The sequence below is a fragment of the Micromonospora sp. NPDC047793 genome (assembly GCF_040642635.1).
Classification (GTDB): Bacteria; Actinomycetota; Actinomycetes; order Mycobacteriales; family Micromonosporaceae; genus Micromonospora.
In genome coordinates this window covers 241,029-266,381 of the sequence record NZ_JBEYSG010000004.1, presented here as the reverse complement: position 1 = coordinate 266,381, position 25,353 = coordinate 241,029, and the positions used below count along the sequence as shown (strand labels likewise).

Annotated in this window: 23 protein-coding genes; 9 read left to right on the top strand and 14 right to left on the bottom strand. The window is 70.9% G+C overall.

Annotated elements, in window-relative coordinates:
- Positions 1-74: 74 nt before the first annotated feature.
- The 4 genes from ABZ738_RS11360 to ABZ738_RS11345 all read right to left on the bottom strand — a co-directional run bounded on the left by ABZ738_RS11360 (position 75) and on the right by ABZ738_RS11345 (position 5,264).
- Positions 75-2,024: a beta-L-arabinofuranosidase domain-containing protein gene (locus ABZ738_RS11360; protein ID WP_131051998.1), complete on the bottom strand. Its 1,950-nt coding sequence runs from the start codon at positions 2,022-2,024 to the stop codon at positions 75-77.
- A gap of 2 nt (positions 2,025-2,026) precedes the next feature.
- A complete protein-coding gene (locus ABZ738_RS11355; protein WP_131051999.1) occupies positions 2,027-2,941 on the bottom strand; it encodes a carbohydrate ABC transporter permease in 915 nt (304 codons plus the stop codon).
- A 4-nt stretch (positions 2,942-2,945) separates the two neighbouring features.
- Positions 2,946-3,863: a sugar ABC transporter permease gene (locus ABZ738_RS11350; protein WP_131052000.1), complete on the bottom strand. Its 918-nt coding sequence runs from the start codon at positions 3,861-3,863 to the stop codon at positions 2,946-2,948.
- A gap of 102 nt (positions 3,864-3,965) precedes the next feature.
- On the bottom strand, positions 3,966-5,264 hold the full coding sequence (locus tag ABZ738_RS11345) for a sugar ABC transporter substrate-binding protein (RefSeq protein WP_357212512.1): 1,299 nt from the start codon (positions 5,262-5,264) through the stop codon (positions 3,966-3,968).
- A 602-nt stretch (positions 5,265-5,866) separates the two neighbouring features.
- Between ABZ738_RS11345 and ABZ738_RS11340 the strand changes: the two genes are divergently transcribed.
- Positions 5,867-6,889 (top strand): LacI family DNA-binding transcriptional regulator, encoded by a 1,023-nt coding sequence (locus ABZ738_RS11340; RefSeq protein ID WP_131052002.1) that lies wholly within the window; start codon positions 5,867-5,869, stop codon positions 6,887-6,889.
- Between the two features lie 129 nt (positions 6,890-7,018).
- Here the strand turns inward: ABZ738_RS11340 and ABZ738_RS11335 are convergent, their stop codons facing one another.
- Positions 7,019-8,137: a LacI family DNA-binding transcriptional regulator gene (locus ABZ738_RS11335; RefSeq protein WP_357212509.1), complete on the bottom strand. Its 1,119-nt coding sequence runs from the start codon at positions 8,135-8,137 to the stop codon at positions 7,019-7,021.
- Positions 8,138-8,536: 399 nt separating this feature from the next.
- Here ABZ738_RS11335 and ABZ738_RS11330 point away from each other — a divergent pair, with 399 nt between their 5' ends.
- Positions 8,537-9,769 (top strand): cellulose-binding domain-containing protein, encoded by a 1,233-nt coding sequence (locus ABZ738_RS11330; RefSeq protein ID WP_131051238.1) that lies wholly within the window; start codon positions 8,537-8,539, stop codon positions 9,767-9,769.
- A 46-nt stretch (positions 9,770-9,815) separates the two neighbouring features.
- Here ABZ738_RS11330 and ABZ738_RS11325 read toward each other — a convergent pair whose 3' ends face one another.
- From ABZ738_RS11325 to ABZ738_RS11305, 5 genes are all read right to left on the bottom strand, one after another.
- Positions 9,816-10,022: a helix-turn-helix transcriptional regulator gene (locus tag ABZ738_RS11325; RefSeq protein ID WP_076472788.1), complete on the bottom strand. Its 207-nt coding sequence runs from the start codon at positions 10,020-10,022 to the stop codon at positions 9,816-9,818.
- A complete protein-coding gene (locus ABZ738_RS11320) occupies positions 10,022-10,501 on the bottom strand; it encodes a DUF2975 domain-containing protein (RefSeq protein WP_131051237.1) in 480 nt (159 codons plus the stop codon). Before ABZ738_RS11320 ends, ABZ738_RS11325 begins: the two co-directional genes overlap by 1 nt.
- Before the next feature lie 63 nt (positions 10,502-10,564).
- Positions 10,565-11,941, bottom strand: coding sequence for a transaminase (locus ABZ738_RS11315; RefSeq protein ID WP_357212506.1), 1,377 nt, complete (start codon positions 11,939-11,941; stop codon positions 10,565-10,567).
- A 69-nt stretch (positions 11,942-12,010) separates the two neighbouring features.
- Positions 12,011-12,826: an SAM-dependent methyltransferase gene (locus ABZ738_RS11310; RefSeq protein WP_254877058.1), complete on the bottom strand. Its 816-nt coding sequence runs from the start codon at positions 12,824-12,826 to the stop codon at positions 12,011-12,013.
- Positions 12,827-12,921: 95 nt separating this feature from the next.
- Complete coding sequence (locus ABZ738_RS11305) at positions 12,922-13,110, bottom strand: hypothetical protein (protein ID WP_357212504.1); 189 nt, start codon at positions 13,108-13,110, stop codon at positions 12,922-12,924.
- Between the two features lie 97 nt (positions 13,111-13,207).
- On the opposite strand from ABZ738_RS11305, the gene ABZ738_RS11300 reads away from it, so the two are divergent.
- Positions 13,208-14,455: a cysteine desulfurase-like protein gene (locus tag ABZ738_RS11300; RefSeq protein ID WP_357212502.1), complete on the top strand. Its 1,248-nt coding sequence runs from the start codon at positions 13,208-13,210 to the stop codon at positions 14,453-14,455.
- A 105-nt stretch (positions 14,456-14,560) separates the two neighbouring features.
- On the opposite strand, the gene ABZ738_RS11295 is transcribed toward ABZ738_RS11300, so the two are convergent.
- Positions 14,561-14,914 carry a nitroreductase/quinone reductase family protein gene (locus tag ABZ738_RS11295; RefSeq protein ID WP_131051234.1) on the bottom strand — a complete coding sequence of 118 codons (354 nt, stop codon included), beginning with the start codon at positions 14,912-14,914 and terminating at the stop codon, positions 14,561-14,563.
- An 80-nt stretch (positions 14,915-14,994) separates the two neighbouring features.
- Between ABZ738_RS11295 and ABZ738_RS11290 the strand changes: the two genes are divergently transcribed.
- A complete protein-coding gene (locus ABZ738_RS11290) occupies positions 14,995-15,648 on the top strand; it encodes a TetR/AcrR family transcriptional regulator (RefSeq protein WP_236145555.1) in 654 nt (217 codons plus the stop codon).
- Positions 15,649-15,683: 35 nt separating this feature from the next.
- Complete coding sequence (locus tag ABZ738_RS11285; RefSeq protein WP_357212499.1) at positions 15,684-16,034, top strand: UBP-type zinc finger domain-containing protein; 351 nt, start codon at positions 15,684-15,686, stop codon at positions 16,032-16,034.
- A 60-nt stretch (positions 16,035-16,094) separates the two neighbouring features.
- On the opposite strand, the gene ABZ738_RS11280 is transcribed toward ABZ738_RS11285, so the two are convergent.
- Positions 16,095-17,681 (bottom strand): alpha/beta fold hydrolase, encoded by a 1,587-nt coding sequence (locus ABZ738_RS11280; protein ID WP_357212497.1) that lies wholly within the window; start codon positions 17,679-17,681, stop codon positions 16,095-16,097.
- 406 nt (positions 17,682-18,087) lie between these two features.
- On the opposite strand from ABZ738_RS11280, the gene ABZ738_RS11275 reads away from it, so the two are divergent.
- The 3 genes from ABZ738_RS11275 to ABZ738_RS11265 all read left to right on the top strand — a co-directional run bounded on the left by ABZ738_RS11275 (position 18,088) and on the right by ABZ738_RS11265 (position 20,753).
- A complete protein-coding gene (locus ABZ738_RS11275) occupies positions 18,088-18,801 on the top strand; it encodes a DNA alkylation repair protein (protein WP_357212495.1) in 714 nt (237 codons plus the stop codon).
- Positions 18,802-18,912: 111 nt separating this feature from the next.
- On the top strand, positions 18,913-20,139 hold the full coding sequence (locus ABZ738_RS11270; RefSeq protein ID WP_131051230.1) for a serine protease: 1,227 nt from the start codon (positions 18,913-18,915) through the stop codon (positions 20,137-20,139).
- A gap of 128 nt (positions 20,140-20,267) precedes the next feature.
- Entirely contained in the window at positions 20,268-20,753 is a 486-nt protein-coding gene (locus ABZ738_RS11265) for a hypothetical protein (RefSeq protein WP_236145554.1), read from the top strand.
- Between the two features lie 9 nt (positions 20,754-20,762).
- Here ABZ738_RS11265 and ABZ738_RS11260 read toward each other — a convergent pair whose 3' ends face one another.
- Both ABZ738_RS11260 and ABZ738_RS11255 read right to left on the bottom strand, forming a co-directional pair.
- The gene (locus ABZ738_RS11260; protein WP_357212492.1) at positions 20,763-21,845 is read right to left on the bottom strand and encodes an endo alpha-1,4 polygalactosaminidase; all 1,083 of its coding nucleotides are present in this window, start codon (positions 21,843-21,845) and stop codon (positions 20,763-20,765) included.
- A gap of 552 nt (positions 21,846-22,397) precedes the next feature.
- Positions 22,398-22,673: a hypothetical protein gene (locus ABZ738_RS11255; RefSeq protein WP_357212490.1), complete on the bottom strand. Its 276-nt coding sequence runs from the start codon at positions 22,671-22,673 to the stop codon at positions 22,398-22,400.
- 198 nt (positions 22,674-22,871) lie between these two features.
- Here ABZ738_RS11255 and ABZ738_RS11250 point away from each other — a divergent pair, with 198 nt between their 5' ends.
- On the top strand, positions 22,872-25,349 hold the full coding sequence (locus tag ABZ738_RS11250) for an AAA family ATPase (RefSeq protein WP_357212488.1): 2,478 nt from the start codon (positions 22,872-22,874) through the stop codon (positions 25,347-25,349).
- Positions 25,350-25,353: the final 4 nt, after the last annotated feature.

Sequence of the window (25,353 nt, the reverse complement as noted above, 5' to 3'; positions counted from 1 at the left end):
CGCACCTCGGTGGTGATTCGAGCGGCTCGTGGTGCTGTCGGCGCGGTTCGGACAATCCGATGTGAGCGTTAACATCAGCTCCGCCCCCGGCCCTGCTCCGGCAGGTCACCGTCGACGGGGATCCAGACCCGCATGGTCGAGGGCCCACGGTTGGCCCAGGCGTGGTACGGCACCAACGTCACCTCGTCGAACACCTCGACGGGCGCGGGCGAGGACTCGGCGACGTCGGCCCGGTAGGGCCATTCGTGGTCGTGCGGGCGCACCCGGCGGCACCGCACCACCACCCGACCGTCGACCAGCCGGGGCGGTTGGCTGGTGTCTATCCGTAGCTCGTCGACGCTCGTCACCCCCGGCACGTCCACCGACTCGATCGCGAACACCAGCGGACCGCGCTCCACCGCCACACAGCCCCGCACCGCGTCGATGCGGCTGTCCGGATGGGTGAACCGGGGCGCCATCGGCAGGGCGAGGACGACCTCGTCGCCGCGTTGCCAGGTGCGCTGCTCGGTGACCATGCCGGGGGCGACCGGTCGGGTGGCTCCGGCCACCGTGACCGTGGCGCCGTCGACGGCCCAGTCCGGCACCCGCAGCGACAGTGACCACGGGCGGTCGTCGTCGCTGTCGACGCGTACCCGGATCTCGCCGTCGTGCGGGTAGTCGGTGGTGATGACGAGGCACCGCTCCCGCCCGTCGGGAAGGCGGTGCGCGATGGTGCCGGGCAGGTACTGGTGCAGGTGCAGACCCTCGTCGTCGCAGGTGGCGGCGTACGCGCCGAGGCTGGCCACGGTGCGGGCCACGTTGGTCGGGCAGCACGAGACCTCGAACCACGGCGCCCGGAGCGACGCCGCCGCGCGCAGGCTGGGCCGGTCGGCGTCGGGCACCGTGCCGAGTTCCCGGCGGTGCAGCGTGTTGGTGTAGAAGAAGCTGCGTCCGTCGGTCGACGGCGAGGTCGACACCACGTTGAACAGCGTCCGTTCGATGAGGTCGGCGTAGCGGGAGTCGCCGTCGGCGAGCAGCAGCCGCCAGGCCAGCATCACCGAGCCGACACCCGCGCAGGTCTCCGAGTACGCCCGGTCGGGCGGCAGCATCCAGTCCTCGCCGAACGCCTCGTCCTGGTGCCGGGAACCCTGCCCACCGGTGACGTACGTGCGGCGGGTGACCGCGTGGTGCCACTGACCGCGTACCGCGTCCAACAGGCTGGCGTCCTTCAGCTCGACCGCGACGTCGACGGCACCGGCGGCCAGGTAGTTCGCACGCACCGCGTGCCCGCGCAGCACGGTGGCCTCCCGGATCGGGGTCTCGTCCTGGAAGTACTCCCGACCGAACTCGATGTCGGCGAGCCGACCGTGGCCGCGCCGGTCGACGAAGAGCGCGGCCTGGGTCAGGTAGCGGTCCTGACCGGTGGTGCGGGCCAGTTCCACGAACGCGGTCTCGATCACCGGGTGGCCGCAGACGCTGTCGATGCCGTCCACGCCGAACGTCTCGCACACGTGGTCGGCGGCCCGGCAGGCGATCTGGAGCAGGCCGTCGTCGGCGTCCGGCCGGGTCCGGGCCCGGGCCACGGCGGCCTGGACGAGGTGCCCGACGCAATAGAGTTCGTGCCCCCATTCGAGGTCCGACCAGCGCGGTTCCTGCCCGGGTCGGCCGAACTTGGTGTTCAGGTATCCGTCGGGCTCCTGCGCCGCGCCGACCCGCCGCACCAGGGCACGGAACCGCGATTCGAGATCCGGGTCGGCGGTCCGGCCGATCTCCCACGCCAACGCTTCGAGGAACTTGTAGATCTCCGAGTCGGAGAACTCGCGTCCGCGCCGCTCGCCGGCAAGGTCTCCCGCCACAGCCAGGTCGAAGTTGCGGACCCAGCCCTCCCGTTCGAGCCAGTGCGCGATGTGGTCGAGGGTCACCCCGTTGACCGACTGGCGCTCGGCCCAGAATCCGCCCGCGATCCGGACCTCCCGCAGGTCGAGGGGGCGCAGGCGACCCCGGACCGGCAGGACGGGTGCGGCCGGATGTGCGTTGCCGCTCATGGTCATCCTTTCAGCGCGCCGGACATGAAGCCGCGCACGTAGTGTCGTTGCAGCAGGAGGAAGAGGACGATGCACGGCAGGGCGAGGACGACGACGCCCGCTTCGGTCGCCCCGTAGTCGACGACACCCTGCACCTGGCCGCGCAGGTTCGACACGGCCAGCGGCAGCGTCATCTTCTCGGTGTCGTTGATCAGGATCAGCGGGGCCATGAAGTCGTTCCACGCGGCGAGGAAACCGAAGAGACCGACGGTGATCAGACCCGGTTTCACGGCGGGCAGCAGCACCCGCCACAGCGCGCTGAACGACGAGCACCCGTCGACCATCGCGGCCTCGTCGAGTTCGCGGGGCACCGCCTCGAACGAGATGCGCATCAGGAAGGTGGAGAACGGCAACTGGAACATGGTCAGCACGAGCGCGACGCCGACCAGGGAGTTCTGCAACCCCACCTGGTTGAGCAGCACATAGAGCGGGATCAGCAGCGTCGCGTACGGGACCATCAGGATGGCCAGGGTGAGCAGGAACAGGATGTTCTTGCCGGGGAAGCGGAACCGCGCGAAGGCGTACCCGCCGAGGAACGAGATCAGCAGCGTCAGCGCGACCGTGAGCAGCGAGACGAACGCCGAGTTGCCGAGGTAGCGCCAGACGCCGGCCTGGTAGGCGGCCAACGTCTGGTAGTTGCCGATGCCCCAGCCGTCCACCTGGTTGGTGCCCGGTTGCGGGGAGACCGAGGCGACCGCCGTCCAGACCAGCGGTGCCAGGAAGATGAGGGCGACCGAACCGGTGAACACCCAGTACGGCGTCCGCAGCGCGATCCCGGCGATGGTGGTGCCGCTCGGCTTCCTCGGCCGCGACGGCTCCGGTGCGGACGGCGGTGTCCCGTCGGCGACGGTCTCTGTGGTGCGGGAAACGACGGTCATCGGATCAGTTCCCCTCGGACCGGAAGGCGCGCATCTGCAACGCGTTGATCATGATCAGGGCGACCAGCACGATGACGGAGATGGCCGCCGCCACCCCCAGGTCGTTCTGCCCCTGGAAGGCCACCATGTAGATGAGCTGCACGACGGTGATCGTGCTGTTGTCCGGGCCGCCCTTGGTCAGGATGTAGAACTGCTCGAAGGCGAGCAGGGAGCCGGTCACGCAGAGCACGGTCGTCAGTGCCAGGGTGGGGCGCAGCAGCGGCAGCGTGACCTTGCGGAAGGTCTGCCAGCGGCTCGCCCCGTCGGTACGCGCCGCCTCGTACACGTCGGCGGGGATCCCTTGCAGGCCGACCAGCATGAGCACCATGTAGAACCCGGCGTACCGCCACACGATCAGGAAGGTCGTCGAGAACAGCGCCGCGTTCGGGGAGCCGAGGAACGTGATGCCCAGGCGGTCCATCAGCGGGGCCAGCGGGCTCGCGTACGGCGAGTAGATCACGTAGAACAGCAGCGACGCCGAGGCCAGGCCGAGCGCGCTGGGGATCAGGAACGAGGCCCGCAGCAGGTTGTTCCACCGGCTGGACTCCTGCACCAGCAGGGCCAACCCGAGAGCGAGCGTCAGCAGCAGCACGGTCGCGAGCGCCGTGTACTTGAGGGTGAACACCACCGAGTCGGTGAAGAAGCGGTGCTCGACCGCCTTCACGAAGTTGTCGGGCGCGTTGAACCCCTGGTCACCGGTGAGCAGCGGCCACCGCGACAGCGACATCTTGATGACCAGCAGCAGCGGCACGGCGAACAGCAGCGCCACGAAGACCGCGGTCGGCATCGCGTAGAGCCAGCCGAGCAGTGCCTGACGACCTCGGGGACGGGCGCGGCGCCGTGTCGCCGCACTGGGCGGGCGAGACGGTGCGGTGACGCTCATGGGACCTCTCGTTTCCTTCGCTGACGGACCGAACGTGGGCGCGGCGGGGGCGGGTGCCGACCGGTAGGGACTCCTCGGGCGGCACCCGCCCCCACCGGGTACCTACTGCTTCAGGACGGCGGTGATCTCGCCGTTGTCCTTCGGCAGGTCGCCGTTACCGTTGAGCACCTGGTTGCGGACGAGAGTCAGCCACGGGCTGTTCGGCGCGTTGAACGCCTGCTGGAAGTTGAGCGCGACCGGGGTGTCGCCCTGACCGGCCACCTCGTTGATGGTCACCAGGCGCGGGTCCTCGGCGGCGTACTTGTTGTTGGCCAGGTCTGCGCGGGAGACCACGTCCTTGTTCTTGGCCAGCACCTCGACCTGGGCCTCCTCGGACATCATCCAGCTCAGGAAGTTCCACGCCTGCGCGGCCTTCTTGGAGTCCTTCGAGATGCCGACACCGTCGCCACCGACGAAGGTGGAAGCGCCGCCGTTCGGGCCGGGGATGCCGGCGACACCGGCGTCGAACGGCGTCGAGGAGAGCAGCGTCGCCGGGTAGAACATCAGGCCGACCTTGCCCGCGGTGAAGGCGGCGGTCCAGGTCGGACCGGTCTCCCCCGCCGAGGCGGGCAGCACGGCACCGGAGCGCCACAGGTCCTGCCAGGTGCTGAAGACCTTCTGCGCGGTCTCGTCGGCCAGCTTGGACTCGGTGCCGTCGTCGCTGAGCACCTGCCCGCCGTCGGCCCAGATGGACGGGAACCAGGTGAAGACGAGGCAGCCGCCGCAGTTCAGGCCGGCGGCCGTACCGTAGACGCCCTCCTTGCCCGAGGCCTGCACCGCCTTGGCGGCGGCGGCGTACTCGGCGAGCGACGCGGGCGCCTTCTCCGGGTCGAGCCCGGCGTCCCGGAACAACTGCTTGTTCCAGAACATCATCGACAGGTCCAGCACGAAGGGCAGCACGTGGGCCTTGTCGTCGACGGTGCCCGCCGACAGGTGTCCCTTGTTGATCTGGTCCTTGAAGTCCAGGCCGTCGATGTTGGAGCTGATGTCCTGGAACAGGCCCTGGCTGACCCAGTTCGGCACGTAGACGATGTCGGCGGCGAACAGGTCCGGCAGGCCACCGGAGCCGGCCGCCGCGCCGACCTTGGCGACGTAGTCGTCGTTCGGTACGACGGTGAGCTTGACCTGGTTCTGGTGTGTGGCGTTGTACGCGTCCACCAGCAGCTTCGCCTGCTTCTCCAGCGGCGCGCGGGTCCACAGGGTCAGCTCGCTGCCGTCGTCGACGCCGGTCGGGCCGGCCTCGGCGGCGCTCGGGCCGCTCGGCTCGTCGCTGCCGCAGGCCGCCACGGCGAGGACCATCGTCGCCGCCATTGCTCCGGCCAGCGAACGCAGGGCAGTACGCCTGCCCAGGGTTTTCCTCATGATTCCTCTCCTAGTCTGCATCGATGCTCGCCGGGGATCCGCGAGGCGGTTCCCGTGAGCCGGGTAGCGGGCGGTTCCGCTCGATCGGGTGGGACCGGAGCCGCCGCACCGGCCGTCGGCCGTGGACGTGATCGGCGAAGCCGGATGATCAGGTACGGCCGGCGGATGACCGGCCGGGCAGGGTCAGGGTGTGGACAACAGGCCGCCGACGGAGTCCCGCCGAGCCGAGGTGTCGTGTGGACGGTCCGATGCGGCACCGCCGCATCGCTGCGTCGCGCGGGTGGGGTGGACCGGTGACGACGACGCGGTCCGCACCGTCTTCGTGGGCGATGCCTCGTCCGTCCTCATCGGTGTCGCCTCCCGCCGGGTCCGACGGGACCGGCACGGCGAGCCGCACCGCCGCCGAGGTGGTCGGTATCACTTTCCGCCGCTAGCGTGTCCCACGAAAACGGTTTCGGCAAGATGTCTGATGGGTAAAACCTGAACCCGTTTCGGTGTGGGCTTCACCTTCCCTTACATGCACCCTGCGCTCTACGCTTGCCCGTCATACGGGGGCGGCGACCACCTGCCGGCCATCCTGAAACTCTTGCGAAAGGCTTTCGGTGGGTCGACGACGATCACAGTCAGTGACGCTGAGTGACGTGGCCAGCCGGGCCGGCGTCTCGGTCGCGACCGCGTCCAAGGCGCTCAACGGACGCGCCGAGGTGGCCCAGGCGACGCGGGAACGCGTGCTGCGCGCGGCCGACGAGCTCTCCTTCCAGCCCAACGCGCTGGCCTCCGGGCTGATCAACGGCCGCACCCGCACCGTGGGGCTGCTCACCGACGAACTCGGCGGCCGGTTCGCCATGTCCATCCTGCTCGGTGCCGAGAACGCCCTCGGCAACGAGCAGATGTCGGTGCTGCTCTGCGACGCCCGGGGTGACGCGATCCGGCGCCAGCACTACATCCGTACGCTGCTGGCGCGGCAGGTCGACGGGTTCATCGTGGTCGGCGACAGCAACGAGGTGGGTCCCTCGCTGACGCAGGACATCCCGGTTCCGGTGGTCTACGCCTACGCCGAGTCGACCGACCCCCGGGACCTGTCGGTGATCGCCGACGACGAGGGCGGCGCCCGGCTCGCCGCCGAGCACCTGGTGCTGCACGGACGACGGCGGATCGGGCACATCACCGGCCCGGACGGTTACCGGTCGGCCCGGGACCGGGCGGCCGGGCTGCGGACGGTGCTCACCGAGGCGGGCCTCGATCCCGCCGGGGACCCGCTGTTCGGCGAGTGGTCGCAGCGGTGGGGCCGGCACGCCACCCGACTGCTGCTGGCGGCCCGCCCGGACGTGGACGCGATCTTCTGCGGCAACGACCAGCTCGCCGCCGGAGCCGCCGACACACTGCGTGACCTCGGGCGACGCATCCCGGACGACGTGGCGATCGTCGGCTACGACAACTGGGAGTTCTTCGCCGCCGACTGCCGACCACCGCTGACCACGGTGGACCTCAACCTGGAACGGCTCGGCGCGACCGCGGTCAAGCACCTCTACGCCGCCCTGGACGGCAATCCCGGCAGTGGCGTCATCCGCCAACCCGGCCGCCTCGTCGTCCGCGAGTCGACCGGACCGGCGGTGCACCGCTGATCCCCACACCGGCCCGGTGCCGACGGTCCCGGCGAGGAAGCCGGCCCGGTGTCCGCACCCCCGTCGGAGAAGCGGACCGGGCCGCGAGACGGCCCCGGCCTCCGACAGCCGCCGGGACGTCGGGAGGACCTAACCGATCAGGCTGGCCGGTCGCAGCGCGCGCAGCGGTCGGCCGACGCCGCACGGGGCCGCCGCGCTGCGCCGGCTGATCAGTTCCGGCACCAGCAGGTCGCGTCGGCGCGCCGGCGTCTGCCCGGCCGGGTCGAGCTGCGCCAGCAGCAGTCCCAGGCTGCGCCGGCCCAGTTCGGCGAAGTCCTGCCGCACCGACGTCAGCGGCGGCAGGAAGTGCGCCCCGTCCGGCGTGCCGTCGAAGCCGACCACGCTGACGTCCTCCGGCACCCGGCGGCCCGCCTCGTGCAACGCCCGCAGCACGCCGAGGGCGAGTTGGTCGCTGGCACAGAAGACGGCGGTGACGGCGGGGTCGGCGGCCAGCCGCTCCCCCTGCCGGTAGCCGGTGCTGGCGCTCCAGTCGCCGGGGACGACGGCGGGCACCGGCGCACCGGCGGCCCGCAGGGCCTCCCGCCAGCCACGGATCCGTTCGTCCGCCTCGGGCCAGTCCTCCGGGCCGGACACGTGGTGCACGGTGGCGTGGCCGAGGTCGAGCAGGTGTCGGGTGGCGAGTCGGGCACCCGCCACGTTGTCGATCTGCGCGCTGGCGATCTCGTCGCTGCATCCACCGCCGACGGTCACCGCCGCCAGCTCGCCCGCCGCCTCGGCCAGCGCCCCGGCCATGGCGGGTTTGGGCGCGATGGCGATGAGTCCCTCGACCGACTGCCGACGCAACCAGTCCGCGGCGTCGAGCACCGACCGCCGGTCCAGGTGTCGCACACTGGCGACGCTGACGAAGTAGCCGGCGGATCGGGCCGCGCCCTCGATGGCGTAGAGCATCGAGGTCGGCCCGTACAGCGGGCTCTCGTAGCCGATGATCCCGAGCGTGCCGGAACGCCGGGTGACCAGGGCGCGGGCCGCCGGGTTGCGCTGGTAGTCCAGCTCCCGCATCGCCGCCAGCACCCGCTGGCGGGTGTCGTCGGCGACGTACGGGTGGCCGTTGATGACCCGGGAGACCGTCTGCGCCGACACCCCCGCCCGCGCCGCGACGTCACGCATGATCGATCGACCGCTGGACCGCCCGGCGCCGGCCCCACTGTTCGCCGCGCCCATCCGTGACCCGCCGCTCTTCTCGATCATCGCCTGCTCTCCCCTGCCCAGAGGTCCCCGTCGCGTCGCCCGTGCCGCCGGGACCGATGGCCCGCGTACGCGCGAGGACCCCGGTGGTCTGATCTCCGACAATGAACCTCGAAAACCATTTCGGCAATCCCTCCCAGGAGATCTCCGGCTTAAACCGATCGCAGAGATCACGGGATTTCGGCAATCAGGCCCGCTCCGGCACCCCGCAGAGGACCAAGCGGGCCAGCTTCGTCCACGAAAACCATTTCGGCAATAGCCCGGGGCCGAATACGGCAGGGTTTGCGAACACCGGTCAGCCCGACCAGCCCTCCCACCTGCCGCCATTTAGTTTACATCGACGCCAATCTATCGCTGTCGGTGTGTCCACCGACGGCGTCTCCGACACCGGGAGGACCACCTATGAGATCACCCCGAACAGGACCACGGCTCGGTGTGGCGGTCGTCGCCACCCTGGCCTTCACCGGCGGAGCCACCCTGGCCGTGACCGGCGCGCAGGCCGCCGCCCCGGGCTGCCGGGTCGACTACCGGGTCACCAACCAGTGGTCCGGCGGGTTCGGTGCCGAGGTCACCGCCACCAACCTCGGCGACCCGCTCAACGGCTGGACGGTGACCTGGACGTACGGCGCCGGGCAGAGCGTCACCCAGGCGTGGAACGCCACCGTGACGCAGAGCGGCAGCCGGGTCACCGCGACCAGCGTCGGCCACAACAGTGCCCTCGGCACCGGCGCCGCCGCCTCGTTCGGCTTCAACGGGTCGTGGAGCGGCAGCAACCCGGCACCGACCACGTTCGCGCTCAACGGCGTCACCTGCACCGGCACGCCCGGCACCCCGGCACCGACCACGCCCGCCCCGACGACCCCGGCACCGAGCCCGACCACGCCGACCAGCGGCTGGAACCCGCCCGCGCACCTGGTGAACCCGCTCAACCAGGTGTGGCAGCACGTGGAACAGACCTACCACAACGGCAACCCGTACGGCTTCCGCAACTACGGCTGGGACCAGGTCATCGCCAACCGCGGCTACCTGAACTTCTGTGTCCGCTGGGACTCCGGCGCCACCGTCACCGCCGCCCAGCGCGACCAGATCCACGCCACGCTCGCCCGGCAGTACAGGAAGTGGATGGACGTGATGGTCGGGCACAACGCCTGGCCCTACCAGCAGGTGCCGATCAAGGTGGTCGGCTGGGCGGTCCGCGACCGCGGCCAGCTCCAGTGGACCGACACCAGCGTCGACGTCTACGTCAACGACATCCGCGAGAACGCCCCGCAGTGCGCGCCCGCGTGCGGTCGCTTCTTCAACCAGGGTGGGCAGTACCCGAACTGCCCCGGCGGGGTGGCCCGCCACTACGACCAGTCGCTGTGGCTGACCGACGGGTTCGGCGGCGGTGCCGGCGGCGACTGGGGCCAACGCATGGGCCGCGAGTACTACATGAACAACCTGAACGCCGAGAACATGCACATCCTGCTGCACGAGATAGGCCACACCTTCGGCCTCGACGACTTCTACGACTGGACGCCCAGTGGAGTCGGCGGGTTCCTGATGCGGGCCGGCAGCGCCAGCTCGATCACCGAGTTCGACGCCTGGATGTTCCGGGACTGGTGGCGGCACCTCAAGAGCCGTTACGGCTACTGAGGCCGCACCTCGCGGGGCCCGGCGCGACGGCCGGGCCCCGCAGGGTTCACTCCTCGACCCATTCCAGCAGGTCACCGGGCTGGCAGTCGAGCACCCGGCACATCGCCTCCAGGGTGCTGAACCGGACGGCCTTGGCCCGGCCGTTCTTGAGCACCGCCACGTTCGCCGGTGTGAGCCCCACCCGCTCGGCGAACTCACCGACGCTCATCTTGCGCTTGGCGAGCTGGACGTCGATGCGTACCACGATGGGCATCAGATCACCGCTTCCATGTCGGTCCGCAGCGTGGTGGCCTGGCGCAGCAGCGCGCGCAGCACCACCATCAGCAGCCCCAGCACGGCGACGCCGGTCGAGAGCAGGAGCAGCAGGAACGGGACTCCGGGGTCGTCGGCCCTGAATCCTACGTAGAGGAAGACGGCCACCAGCACCACCCAGGCGGCGGCGACGGCCCACACGATCACGTCCACCCAGACCAGCGCGGCCGGGCTGAAGATGCGGTCGTTCTTGACCAGGGTGAGCAACTTCCAGGTGCAGACGACCACCACCTGGACGCAGAGCACCCAGAACACCGTGACGGCGGTCAACGGCCATCGCAGGTACGCCTGTTCCGGTGACTCCTGCGCCATGTGGGCGAACTGCCCCGGCAGCGAGAGGGTCTGGAACACGACCAGGATCCCGAACAGCACCACGAGGAAGACTCTGAGGGCGGCCACCGCCCAACGTGTCACCAGCATGCATCGACTATCACTCGCTACCTATCGAGAGTCAATAGGTTTCGACTGTTCCCACCCGATCGGTCATCCCACCAGCTCGCCCAACGCGTCGCCGAAGACCTCGTGGTGCCGGCGTACGTCCTCCACCGTGGTCTGCGGACACATCAGCGCCATGTTGTGGAACGGGGTCATCAGGATTCCCCGGTTGAGCAGATAGACGTGCAGGTAGTCCTCCAGGTCGGCGTCGGCGCACCGGGCCGACTCGGTGCCGGTACGCGGGGCCGGGTCGACGAAGCGGTACTCCACCCGCGCGCCGAGCCGGCTCACCGACCACGGCAACGCGTACTCGGCGAACAGCGCGCCCACCCCCTCGGCGAAGCGGGCCGCCGTCTCGGCCATGCCGGCGAACGCCTCGTCGGTGAGCACCTCGCGCAGGGTGGCCAGGGTGGCCGCGACCGACACCGGGTTGCCGGCCAGCGTGCCGCCGACGCCGCCCATGTCGACCAGGTCGAGGTCCGTCCGGGCGGTCAGGTCGGCGGCCAGCTCGGCCGAGAGGCCGTACGCGCCGACCGGGATCCCACCGCCGATGGCCTTGCCGATGGTGACCACGTCCGGCGTCAGGTCCCAGGCGGCCGTCGCGCCTCCCGGCCCGGCGGAGAACGTGTGCGTCTCGTCGTTGACCAGGTAGGTCCCGTGCTGCCGGGTGAGCGCCCGCACCCCGTCGAGGTAGCCGGACTCCGGCAGCACGATGCCGATGTTGGTCAGCGCCGGCTCCATCAGCACGGCGGCCACGTCGCCGTGGGCGAGTTCGCGGGCCAGCCCGTCCAGGTCGTTGAACTCGGCGACGCGGCTGGTGGTGGTCACGTCGCAGGGGGCACCGACGTTGCCCGCCCGGCTGCGGGGCCGCCCGTCCGGCCCGACCACGATCAGCGACTCGTCCACCGATCCGTGGTAGCAGTAGCTGTTGACCAGGATGCGCGGACGGCCGGTGACGGCGCGCAACAGCCGGATGGCCCACCGGTTGGCGTCGGTGGCGGTGAGCGTGAAACTCCAGGCGGGCAGCCCGAAGCGACGGGTCAGCTCGGCACCGACCGACGCCGCCTCCTCGGTGGGCAGCATGGTGGCCGCCCCGCCGAGATCGGCCAGACGTCGGGTGACCGCCTCGACCACCGGCGCCGGGGAGTGCCCGGCCATCGCCCCGGTGTCGCCGAGGCAGAAGTCGACGTACTCGTTGCCGTCGACGTCGGTGACCCGGGCCCCGCGAGCCCGGTCCAGATAGACCGGGAAGCCGGCCGCGTTCTTGTTCATCCAGGTCATCGGGACCTTGCCGAACAGGTGCCCGGCATCGGCGTACGCGGCGGCCGAGCGGGGGTGGCGGTCCACGAACGTGGACCGCTCCCGCGCGAGCAGCCGACCCAGGCGGGTACGGTCGACGCCCTCAGCTTCGAAATCCGTCGGCATCGGGCGACAGTACCAACGAGATGGCCTGCCAGCTAGATGTCCGACGACTGATTACCGTCGCCGACCCGGTCAGCGCTTACGGCCGACGGCGCAGTACTGGTCGATCTCCTCGGGCAGCTCGGCCGGGTCGCCGTCGGGACGCCAGCGGGTCACCGACACCACGCCCGGCTCGACGAGTTCCAAGCCCTCGAACAGTCCGGCGATCCGCTCCGGGCTGCGCAGGTGGTATCGGGGGTTGGCGGAGACGTTCCAGATCCTGACTGCCTCGGTGACCGCCTCGCTGGTGTCGCTGCCGTCGTACATCGCGAGGTAGCTGCCGGAGGGCAGACGGTCGACGAGTCCGCGAATGATCGACTTCGCCTCCTCGTCGGACTCGACGTGACCGAGGATGCCCATCAGCATCACGGCGACCGGCTGGTCCAGGTCCAGCGTCCGGGCCGCCTCGTGCAGGATCCGGTCCGGGTCGCGCAGGTCCGCGTCGACGTAGTCGGTGGCGCCCTCGGGGGTGCCGACCAGCAGGGCACGGGCGTGCGCCAGCACGAGCGGGTCGTTGTCGACATACACGATGCGCGCCTCCGGGGCGACTGACTGCGCCACCTCGTGCGTGTTGTCGGCGGTCGGCAGGCCGGTGCCCACGTCCAGGAACTGCCGGACACCCGCCGTGCCGGCCAGGTAGCGCACCGCCCGGGCCAGGTACGCCCGGGACAGCCGGGCGTTCTGCGCGAGCTGCGGCAGGTTGGCGATGATCTGGTCGCCGACCTCGCGATCGGCGGCGAAGTTGTCCTTGCCGCCGAGCAGGTAGTTCCAGATCCGCGCGGTCTGCGGCACTCCGGTGTCCAGAGTGGGCCTGTCCTGTTCGCCGCCGGTCACCGTCGCACCGTCCACCACGTTCGCACCCTCAGTCTGATTAGGACCACTGTCGTCGGTCAGCCTAGCCGCGCCGGAGGGACCGTCGCCGCCCCCGCCGCCCCCGCGTACGCTCACCGACCGGCGGGCCGACGCAGCGTGACCGGCGCACCGAACCGCACCGCGACACCGGGCGAATAGAGCACGCTGGCCGGCGGCCCGATCGGCCGGGGCAGACCGGCTGCGGTGACCAGATCGTCGTCCAGGTCCAGCGGACGCCGGAAAGCCTGCTCGGGCGCGCAGTCGACCGGCTCGATGTCCACGTGCCCATCCTGCCGAACTCCACCGGCCTGCACTATGTTGCAGGCGCCACGCCCCGCACCGGCGCCGGACCACCCGCTCGACCGCCAGGAGACCGAGATGACCTCCCCCGCATCCGCCGGACCGACCGGATTCGACGTCGCCGCGCTCCGTGCCCACTTCCCCTCGCTGGCCTCGGGCATCGCGCACTTCGACGGCCCGGGCGGCACCCAGACGCCCCGGTCGGTCGCCGACGCCGTCGCCGCCACGATGACGGCCCCGATCTCCAACCGGGGCACCGGCGCACTGTCGGAGACCAACGCGGACGCCGCCGTCGGCGCGTTCCGGCTCGCCTACGCCGACCTGCTGGGCGTACCCGCCGCCGGGATCGTGTACGGACGCAGCGCCACCCAGCTGACCTTCGACTTCTCCCGGACGCTCACCCGGGACTGGGGTCCCGGTGACGAGGTGGTGGTGACCCGCCTCGACCACGACGCCAACGTCCGACCGTGGGTGCTGGCCGCCGAACGGGCCGGTGCCGAGGTGCGCTGGATCGACCTCGACCCGACCACCGCCGAACTCGACCCCGCCTCGGTGGCCGCCGCCATCACCGAGCGGACCCGCCTGGTCGCCGTCACCGGCGCGTCGAACCTGCTCGGCACCCGACCCGACGTCCGGGCGATCGCCGACGCCGCGCACGCGGTCGGCGCACTGCTCTTCGTCGACGGCGTGCACCACGCCGCCCACCAGTTCGTCGACGTACCGGCACTCGGTGCCGACTTCTACGTCTGCTCCCCGTACAAGTTCCTCGGACCGCACTGCGGTGTGCTCGCCGCCGACCCGGCCCTGCTGGAGACGCTGCGACCGGACAAGCTGATCCCGGCCACCGACGTGGTGCCCGAGCGCTTCGAACTCGGCACCCTGCCGTACGAGATGCTGGACGGTGCCACCGCCGCCGTCGAGTTCCTCGCCGACATCGTCCCCGGTGACGACCCGGCGAACACGTCCCGGCGGGAGCGGCTGCGCGCCTCGCTGCACGCCGTCGACGCGCACGAGACCCGCCTGCGGCAGCGGATCGAGGAGGGACTGGCGGACCTGGGATCGGACGTGGTGGTCCACTCCCGGGCCGCCGACCGCACCCCGACGCTGCTGGTCACGCTGCCCGGCCGCAAGACCCGCGACGCCTACCGCTTCCTGCTCGACCACGACGTCCTGGCCCCGGCCGGCTCCTTCTACGCGTACGAGCCGTTCCGTCGCCTCGGCCTGGACGACGAGCACGCGCTCCGGCTCGGCCTGGCCCCGTACAACGACGACAGCGACGTCACCCGGGTCCTGGACGGCCTGGCCGCCTTCCTGGACCGGGTGTAAGGAAGGGCCCCCTGCTAACGCCTCGCGTATAGCAGGGGACCCTTCCTAACATCTCCGGCCGCCGGGCGGCGCGGGGCGAGGTCCGGCGGTCGCGGTCGGTCGGGGTCAGCCGTCGAGGCGGACGGTGACGGTGACCCGGCCCTTCCCGTCGCGTCGGGCGACCGCGTGGCCGGTGCGGTCCACGCCGTCCAGGTTCAGCGTGATCGGGCCGCCCTCACCGAGGAAGTTGCGCCACCACTTCTTGGCGTCGGCGAGGCCCACCGGGATCGTCACCGTGTCGCCGGTACGCCGGTATCCCACCGGGGTGCTGAAGGTGCGTCCCGAACGACGTCCGGTGTACGTCATGACGGTCAGATACCTGCCGACCAGGCGACCCCATCGGCGCGAGGAGCGCAGGGTCAGCGCACAGGCGTTCACCCGCGCCACGGCTCTGACGGGCAGGGCAATTCGGTAGCGCACCACACCTCCAGCGATCTCGGTGCCCGCCAAACTAACAGCTCAAGCGGAGAGCACCATCCGCTTAGGCTAAAGTGAGAAGAGTGAGTGGGAACGCCTCTCAGATGCCGACCACGGTCGGGCTGCGCGCCGACGCACGACAGAACCGCGACCGGATCGTCGAGGTCGCCCGCGCACTGTTCGCCGAACGCGGGCTCGACGTGCCGATGGCCGCGATCGCCCGCCGTGCCGGGGTCGGCGTCGCCACGCTCTACCGTCGGTTCCCCACCAAGGAGTCGCTGGTCGCCGAGGTCTTCGCCGACCAGTTCGCGGCCTGCGTGTCGGTGGTCGACGAGGCCCTGGCCGACCCCGACCCGTGGCGAGGCTTCTGCACCCTGGTCGAGAAGGTGTGCGCCATGCAGGCCGTCGACCGGGGATTCAGCGCGGCCGTCGTCGCGTCGCTGCCCCGTGCCGTCGACCTCGACCGGGAACGCGAACGCGGCCTGCGGGGGTTCGCCGAACTGGCCCGACGGGCCAAGGCCGCCGGGCGGCTGCGCCCCGACTTCAGCGAGGACGACCTCGTCCTGCTGCTCATGGCCAACGGCGGCATCGTCGCCAACTCCGCCGACGCGGCGCTGGCCGCCTCCCGGCGGCTCGTCGCGTACCTGCTGACGGCCTTCGCCGGCGACGGCCCCCTGCCGCCGCCCGTCGCGCTCAGCCTGCGCGACGTCCCGCATCTGGCCACGAGCCGGGCCTGACCCGCCGCACCCGACACTTCTCACGGAGGAAACCCATGGACGGCATCGACCCCTCGGTCCCACCCAGCGGCCCGGGATGCGCCGACTGCGAGGCCGCGGACCCACCGGGCTGGTGGGTCCACCTGCGGCGCTGCGCCAAGTGCGGGCAGGTCGGCTGCTGCGACTCGTCGCCGAGCCAGCACGCCAGCGCCCACGCCGCCGCAACCGGCCACAATGTCGTCCGCAGTTACGAGCCGGGCGAGGCATGGTTCTGGGACTACGCCGCGGAGACGATGTACGAGCAGGGTCCGGAACTTGCCGCCCCCGCTCACCGCCCTCTCGACCAGGGCGTGCCCGGCCCCACCGACCGGGTCCCCCGCGACTGGCGGCGGCACCTGCACCGCTGACGGATGTTAGGAGGGGTCCCCTGCTATGCACGAGGCGTTAGCAGGGGACCCCTCCTTGCGTCAGAAGAGCCAGGTCGGCAGCGCCGGTGCGCCGCGCAGCGGCGCCAGGGGCGGTACCTCGGCTGACGGACCCGCAGACCGGCCACGGGCCTGGTCGGACTCGGTGCCCGGCGGCGGTGCTGCCGCGCACCGCGTACCGTCCGCCGGCACCACGAGGTCGATCAGGTACGCCTCGATCGCCTCGTCGGCGCAGGCCACCCGGCCGTAGACGATGTGCCCCCAGCCCTCGTAGGTGAGCAACTCGGCGTGGTCACCGAACTGTGCGGTGGCACCGAGCGCCCAGTTGTAGCCGGTCGCCGGGTCGTGCAACGAGTTGACGAAGAGGAGCTTGGCCTGGTTGGTCGGGGCGACCGGCCGCTGTGGGTTGTCCGCCGTGCTGGGCCAGCCGAGGCAGATGGCACCGATGGCCGCCCGGGGCAGGTCCGGCAGGTCCGGCGAGGCGAGCTGGGCCGCGTCGACGATCGACCGCCACTGCCCGATGTTCTGCGCTCCGAGGTTCCAGTCCTCGCAGAGCACCGCCTGGTACGCGAAGGGCACCACGGTCGGCGGCTGCTCCTCGGTCGACTGGCGGGCCGCCGGTACGCCCCAGGGACGGCCGGCGTCGACCCGCTCCAGTTCGGCGGCGATGTCGAGCCAGTACGGCTGGTAGTTCACGTTGCCCAGCACGAAGTTGACCAGATCCCGCTTAGTGATCTTGTAGCTGTGGTCGTCCGGGTCCGGCAGTTCACCCCGTCCGGCACGGTCGAGCAGCCGCCGCCAGAACCCCCGGATGTCCCGCCCGTGCAGCGCGCACTGCGGCAACCGGGAGCAGCCGGCCACGAACTCGTTGAACGAGTCCTGCCCGGTGGCCGCCTGGGTGACCGCGAAACCCCGGGCGTCCAGGCTGTGGTCCATGGTGCTGTCGGCGACGATGGCGCGTACCCGGGTGGGGAACAGTTCGGCGTACTGCTGGGCCATCAGCGTGCCGTACGACATTCCGAGGAAATTCAACTGCGGGTCACCCACGGCGACCCGGATCGCGTCGATGTCCCGGATCACCTGGAGCGTGTTCACGTGATCGAATACCGGCCCGCTCCGGGAGCGGCAGTCGTCGGCCAGCGCCCGACTCGCGGTGACCATTCGGGTAAAGTCGGCGGACGTCCGGATGGCGCCCGCCGGCAACGCCGAGATCTTGTCGACCGCGCACATGACAGGCGCACTGCGGGCCACTCCACGCGGGTCGAAACCGATGATGTCGAAATGACGACGCAATTCGTCGCCGTAGGTCGCCCACAACGCGGAGTCCACGCCCGACCCACCCGGACCACCCGGGTTCACCAGCAGCGATCCGCGCCGCGCCTCAGGGTCGGTCGCCGGTCGTTTGGCCAGCGCCAACTCGATCGTCGGTCCGGACGGATCGGCCCAGTTCACCGGCACGTCGAGCGTGCCACAGAGGGCAGCGCCATCCTGCTCACAGGGCTCCCACCGCACCTGCGACGACTGCACCTGCGACACGGGTGCCGCCGAGGCCGGCGACACCACGACCGGCACCAGCAACGCCCCCACCGCGATACCGGCGAGTAATTGCCGGATCAGTTTTCTGCGCATGCGCCCTCTCCCCGATTACTTTCCCGGCCCCCTGCCGGGCGACGCTGAAGTTAGCGAATCCGCCGAGGTGCGGGGTTACGGGAAAGTGTCAGCGACAATACCGTTCGGACAGCGTCGGCCAACAATGATCCAGAACCACGTGTGATCCCATTCCGGCACACCGACGTGAATAGCGAGGTCACTGCCGAAACGGAGGACGTGAATCGACTCGTGAAGCGACGTGAATCGAGCGCCACCGGAAACTGTCAACATGGTGGACGTCACAGGGCGACGCATTCTTGGAATTCACCTACCCAGCACTTTCCCGCAACGCCCGACAGAACTGCGTGACGGATTCGAAACGTCGCCGCGCCACGACTACGCGCCACGACCACACCGGACACCGCTCGCGGTAGGTTGCCGAGTCATGGCCACCACCGCCGCCGACGTCCGGCACGACCTCGCCCAACTCGCCGACCCGGCCCGCGCCGCCGGTGTGAGCCGGTACCTCCAGATGTTCCCGGGTGGGTACGGCGAGGGCGACCGCGCCATCGGGGTCACCGTGCCGCAGCAGCGCCGGGTCGCCGGTCGGCACTGGCGCGGACTCGCCCTGGCCGACACCGCCACGCTGCTCAGCAGCGACGTGCACGAGGAGCGGCTGACCGCGATCTTCATCCTGGTGCGCAAGTTCGGCGGGGCCGACGAGCCGGAACGCGGTCGGATCGTCGAGCTGGTCCTGACGCACACCGGTCACCTGAACAACTGGGACCTGGTGGACTCCTGCGCGCCGTACGTCCTCGGGCCGTGGCTGCTCGACAAGGACCGCGACGTCCTGGAGCGGCTGGCCGGATCACCCCTGGTCTGGGACCGGCGGATCGCCGTGATGGCCACTCTCGCGTTCATCAAGGCCGACGACTTCGCGTGGACGTTCCGGCTCGCCGAGCGACTCCTGCGCGACCCGCACGACCTGGTGCACAAGGCGGTCGGATGGATGCTGCGCGAGGTGGGCAACCGGGACGCGGCGGCGGAGGAGGAGTTCCTGGCCCGCCACTACCGGGCGATGCCGAGGGTCATGCTGCGGTACGCGATCGAGAAGTTCCCGCCGCAGCGACGGAAGGACTACCTGTCCGGGACAGTCTGACGACGCGCCCGTCGACATCGAGAAGATATCGACATCCTTGCATGTGTTGCCGCAGCTCGTGTATGAAGACTGAGCAATCGTTAAGGTTCCGGTCTCCTGGGAGGAGCGACGATGACACACGCCCCGCGCCGTCTGCGCACGCTGGCGGTCATGCTCAGCGCCTGCACGCTCGGGCTGAGCCTGCTGTCGGCACCCGCCGAGGCGTACTCGGCGCCACCTCTCGCGCCGCAGTCCGAGCGCGCCCCCGAGTCCGACCAGTTCGTGGCCGAGGGCGTGACGACCGTCGGCGAGCTGCGCACCGTCGACAGCGCGCTGTCGTACGCCCGTGACGGCCGGACCCAGGTCATCCACCACCCCGGCGCCACCTACGTCAAGGTGCACTTCGCCTCGCTGCGACTCGGCCCCGGCGAGTACGTCACCGTCTCCAGCCCCGACGGCCGGGAGAGCTACCGGTACGACCGGCACCTGAACCGGGCGACCGGCGCGGACTACACCACCGACGGGCGGCCGGGCTTCTGGGCCATGTCCGTCGAGGGCGACACCGCGGTGGTGACGCTGCACAGCACCCGCGCCACCCGGAGCAGCGCCGCCACCATCGACCGGTTCTGGCGCGGTTACGACCGCACCGAGATCGCCGCGCACAACTTCTCCACCCAGTCCGTGTGCAGCACCGACGCCCGCCGCGACGTGGTCTGCTACCAGAACAGCCACCCGACCGAGTTCGCCCGGGGCAACGCCGTGGCCCGCCTGCTGATCAGCGGCGGCGGCATGTGCACCACCTGGCGGGTCGGCAACACCAACCGGATGCTGACCAACAAGCACTGCTTCTCGACGCAGTCGGCGGTCAGCGGCAGCGAGATGCAGTTCAACTACCAGTGCGGCACCTGCGGCGGTGCCAACCCCGGCGCCGGCACCAAGGTCAGCGGCGCCACGCTCTACCGGGTCAGCAGCGGCGGTTCCAACCAGCTCGACTACGCCCTGTTCTCGGTGAACAACTTCGCGGCCATCCAGGGCTTCGGCACGCTCTACCTGGCGACGACCGCCACCACCACCGGCACCCAGATGTACATCCCCGGCCACGGTGACGGCAGCCCGAAGCGCCTGTCCATCTTCGAGGACGCCCAGAACGGCGCACGCTGCACCGTCCGGAACGCGAACTACAACACCTGGAACATCAGCTACAGCTGCGACACCTCCGGCGGCAACTCCGGCTCGCCGGTGCTGAACAGCAGCCACCGGGTGATCGCCCTGCACCACCTCGGCGGCTGCCCCTCCAACCAGGGCGCGAAAGCGCACCTGATCTACAACGAGATCGCCGGCCTGATCGACAACGGCTGACCCGACCAGCACCACAGACGACGACGGCAGGCCGCCGCCGACCCCGGCGGCGGCCGAGCCGTGCTCGCCACCGCTCCTGGCGCGAACGTCGAGGTCAGGGGTTGCGACCGGGGCATACGATCCGGCGCATGAAGGCTTACCGCGCGTGGCCGCTGGCCCTCCTGCTTCCGCTCCTGGCCGCTTGCGTGGCCAGCCCGGTGGAGGAGGTCGTGGCGTCGACGGTCACCTACTCCTGCTGTGAGGCCGCAGACGTCGAGAAGCTGTACCAGCCGGGGCAGACCTTCACCCTGAACTGGATCGTCGAGTCGCCCGACGACCCGCCGGTCACGCCGACTCCCGGGCCCGGCGTCGAGCTGACCGCCCACCTGATCGGCCCGTTCGAGTCGGTCGAGCAGCTCACCGCGCACGCGATGGGCACGCTCACCGTCCCCGGGCTGGTCACCTACCCGGCCGAGCCGGTGCGCCCCGCCGACGCGCCCGACCGGCGGCCGGTCAGCACCATCGCGATCGCCCCGGACGCCGGCCCCGGCTACTACAACCTGATCAGCTCCATGGCCGACCAGGGGAACGCGGTCGGTGGCGAGAGCGTCATCCAGGTGGTGGCCGGAAGCTGAGGACCCCGCTCAGCACGCCTTGCGGACGTACGTGCGGGAACCGGGTGCCGACACGGCGAGGTCGCGCAGCACGATCGAGAGCCGACTGCCGTGCGACCCGCACGCCTTGGTGAAGCCGCTCTCGGTGTACTCGATCACGATCACGTTGGCGCCGTAGGTGCGGGTGTACGCGTCACACTCGTTCCACGTGCCGCACTCCTCGGCGACGGCGAAGTCGAACCCGGCCTTGCGGGCGTTCGAGGTGCTCAGCTCCGCGAGGTTCTTCTGCGCCACGGCCAAACCCTTGCCGTGCGCGTACGCGCTCAGCGACGCCGCGTACGCGACCGCCTGCGACTCGGTCAGCAGCCCCTTGGACCGGGTGAACGAATCCAGGTTGTCCGGCTCGATCGCCTTGAACCCCTTACTGGCGCACCGGTCGATCCACCCGCCCACGATCGTGGTCAACGCGGTCCGCTTGGCGGCGGTCGAGAAGTCCAGCATCAGCTCGTCCCAGTCCTCGTCGACCACGAGGTTGCCCTGCGCGTCCCGCAGCAACAGGTCCGGGTGGTTGGTCTTCCACCACGACTCCGCGCCCGGCTGCGCCTGGAAGGCGTTGACGTAACAGATGTTGTACAGCCCGGCGGCCGGCGACGCCTCCAGGTCGCGGCTGACCACGGTGACGCCGGACGGCGGCGCGTACACCCCGCCGATCTGGTAGTCGAACCCGGCATCGGCGGGCGGCGGCGCCCACGTCGGCGCGGTGGTGCGGTCACCCGACGGCGGCGTCGTCGCGGGGACGGACGCGGCCGGGCTGCCGGAGGCCGACGGGGTCCGCGAGGGCGACGGCGTGGTCGCGGGCACGCTCGGGGACGTACTCGCCGACGGCACCGCCGTGGTCGGCCCGGCGCTCACCGGCGCGCCCAGGGCCGACGACGCATCGGAGGTCGGGGCGTCGCCCGGGGTCACGCTCGGCGTGGGCGTGGCCTGCTGCCCGAGGCCCCACCAGGGCTGTCGGCCGCTCGCGCCGGCGGCGCCGATGCCGACACCGAGTACGACGACAGCCACCGCCGCCGCCGTCAGCCCCACCCAGGCCCGCCTGCGCTTCGATCCCATCGAGCCCAACTCCTCCAGGTACGTGTGAGCGCACCCTACGAGACCTGGTCGGGACCGGGACACCCCCCGCTTCGAGGGGTGCGGACGCCCCCTTCGACACGGTGGTTGTCCCTCGGAACGGTATGCCCAGTCAAGGGCAGGAGAACTGCCAGGGCCCGCAGGATTGCCGGGCGCTCGCTCGGCTTCGTGCCGCGAAGAGCTATCAACACGATGACGACGCGGGCAACAAGAGCTAGTACGGGCACAAGGACCCAGGCCACGATCCCGATGGTGATCCCCATCGAAGACACTCCCATCGCTCGGGTCGAGCGATGGGGTCTCAGCGACCTCGGCTCGACCAGGGTAGGTCGGCCGAAGGTCTCCCCCAGCCCGTTGCCGGGCTCTCGGCCCCGGGCGCGCTGCCTGTGCTGGCGCCTTAGGCGGGTACCGAGCGGAGGGGTACTCCCCTTCTAGCTGCATCCAGTGTAGAGCCCGGTCCACAGGTACGCACCAAATCATCAGCGCGGGCCGACCCGAGAGCTGAGGCCGGCTCGTGGGCGACGTTTCGCCGAGCTAGCGGTACTCACCGAGCAGCAGGTGTACGGCAGCCACCAGCCCACCCACACCGGCCAGCACGATCAGTGCACCGATGAACCTGTCGAGCAGGACGAAGCGAGCGCGGCGACGGACGAATCGGTCGTCAGACGACCGGAAAGGATTGAGCGGACGGATAAACCGCGTCGAGAGGTCCACGTGCTTCGTCGTAACGCCGCGGTAATCGCTGGCGAGGGCCGTCCCGATCACGATCAGCAGGACGCCGAACACCAGCCCGAGCAGAACCCGCCACATCTCGATGCCTCCGCCGGCCAGCCTAAAGGCGGTCAGCCTAACCAGTTCGGCTGATCCGTACGCCCGCTCACCGTCACGCGGAGCACGGTGGATGCAAACGAGAGTGGCTGCCGCGACTCGCGGGTAGCCGACGTCATCCGATCTCGACGCACACGGTGTGCGACATCGGGTCGGGGTCCGCGTCGATACGATGCCTCGGTGGATCGGGGAAGTTTCGTCGGCCGAACCGGTGAGCTCACGCACCTGCGAGCGGTGGTGGAAGGGATCGGCCGGCGTGGCGTCCTCTTCAGCGGCGACGCCGGTGTCGGCAAGAGTCGGCTGGTGCGCGAGGCCGTGGGGAAGCTTCCCGCGAGCCGGTACGTCGTCCTGCCCATCGCCGCCGGCCATCCGAGTACGGCCCTGCCCTTCGGCGGTCTGGCCCAGGTGCTGCCCGTCGCGCAGCCGGCCGGGCTCACCCCCGCCGGGGTGCTGCGGTGGGTGGTGGACTCGGTGCACGAGCAGGCCATGGGCCGGGCGATCGTGCTCACCATCGACGACGCCCATCTGCTCGACCCGCCGTCGGCGGCACTGGTGCACGTGCTCGCCCGGCAGGAGGACGTCGTCCTGCTCGGGACGGTGCACGACGGGGAGCAGGTGCCGTTGCCGCTGCGGCCCCTCTGCGTCGACGATCTGGTCGAGCGCGTCGAGTTGACCCCGTTCGGCCGGGACGAGACCACCGAGTTGCTCGCGGACGTCCTCGGCGGGCCGGCTGACACGGGGTCGATCGACCGGATGCTCCGCCTGTCGGTCGGCAACCCGCTGCTCCTCCACGAGTTGCTCCGCAGCACGACGGGCAGTGGCGAGTGGGCGTGTTCCGGCGGGCTGTGGCAGTGGAACGGCGACTCGACGCGACCGCTCGACGTGACGGACGTGATCGGCACCCGGATCGACCACCTCACTCCCGGCGTCCGCAAGGTGGTGGAATTGGTCGCCCTGAGCGAGCAACTCGGCCTGCGGCTGCTCACCACGGCGACACATGCCGACGACATCAGGCAGGCCGAGGAACACGGCCTGATCGCGATCGTCCGGCGGGACCGGCGGGTCGACGTCCAGCTGACCCATCCGCTGTACGGGGATCTGCTGCGCCGCCGCTGCCCGCCGGCCCGGACGCGGCAGTTGCAGACCGAGCTGGCCGAGTTGGTGCAGGCCACCGGTGCCCGCCGCCCGGGTGACCTGCTGCGGGCCGCCCTGTGGCGGCTCGGCGCGGGCTCCGCACAGGATCCCCGCCTCCTGCTCGGCGGTGCCGCGCAGGCGTTCGCCCGCTACGACGTACCGCTGACGGTCCAACTGGCGCAGGCGGCGCTGCACGCCGGTGGTGGTTACGACGCCGCCGAGTTGCTCGCCACCGTCCTGATGCTCTGCGAGCGCCCCCACGAGGCACTCCAGGTGCTCGACCGGGTCCGGGACGATCTGGTCGACGAGCGGCGTCGGAGCCGTTGGCTGACGGTGCGGGGCATGGTGACGTACTGGAGCCTCGGTGCGGAGTCCACCGTCGACAGCCTGGCCGAGGCGGCCGTCACGCTGACGGATCCCGGCCACCAGGCGCGGGTCTGGGCCTTCGAGGCGCTCATGCGGATGCACCGGATGGAGATCGCCGCCGCACTGCGGTTGAGCCAGTCGGTGCTGGCCCGCCCGGCGTCCGGTCCGGGTGCCCGTGGCCTGGCCCGGTGCGTGGTCGCCTACGTCGACGCGACACGCGGTCTGTTCCGCCGCAACGCCGACGCGGTCGCCCAGGTGGAGGCGGACGTCGCCGGTTGGCGAGCAGACGTGCCCTACCTCCAGGCGATGGTGGAGTCGAGCCGGGCCGCCCGGCTGGCGCTCACCTGCGACCTGGCCGGCATCGACGCGATCGCCGCCGACGAGTTCGCCGACCTGGTCAGCTCCGGCGGCCTGCGGCTCGGCAGCGGCTTCCTGACCGTCCTCCAGTCCTACGCCGCACGGCTCCGGGGGCGGACCGACCAGGCCGTCACCTTCAGCGACACGGCCGGCGCGATGCTGGCCACCAGCCGGCTCTACGGCAGTCTCGCGCACGGCGAGCGGGCACAGGTGGCGGCCTGGCGCGGCGACGCCGACACGGCTCTCGCGGCGATGACGGCGGCAGACCGTTCGTACTCCCCGTGCATCGCGGTGTTCTATCCCTGGCTGGAGTTGGCCCGTGGCGGGACGATCGCCGCCACGGGCGACCTACCCGCCGCCGTCAGGCACCTGGTCGCGTTGGCCGACCGGCTGCGTTCCGACGGGATGACCGGGTACGAGGTGCTGGCCCTGCACGACCTGACCCGACTGGGCCAGGCGGCCACCCTGATCGGCCCGACCTGCGCCGACGGCGCACGGCGTTCGGTGGCCCAACGCCTCTCCGAGCTGGCCGAGCGTACCGACGAGACCCTGTCGCCGCTGTTGGCCCGGCACGCGCGGGCCTGCGCCGCCGAGGACGGCGCCGGATTGCTGGCGATCGCCGACGCCTTCGCCGCGGCGCAGCTCACCGTCTGGGCGGCCGAGGCCACCGCGACGGCGGTACGCGTGCTGCGCCGCGAGGGCGATCCGCTGGTGACCGACGCGCGTCGCCGTCTCGGTACGCTGCTCGCCGCCTGCGACCAGGTCCACACCCCGACGCTGGACGCCACCCGCGACTCCTGACCGT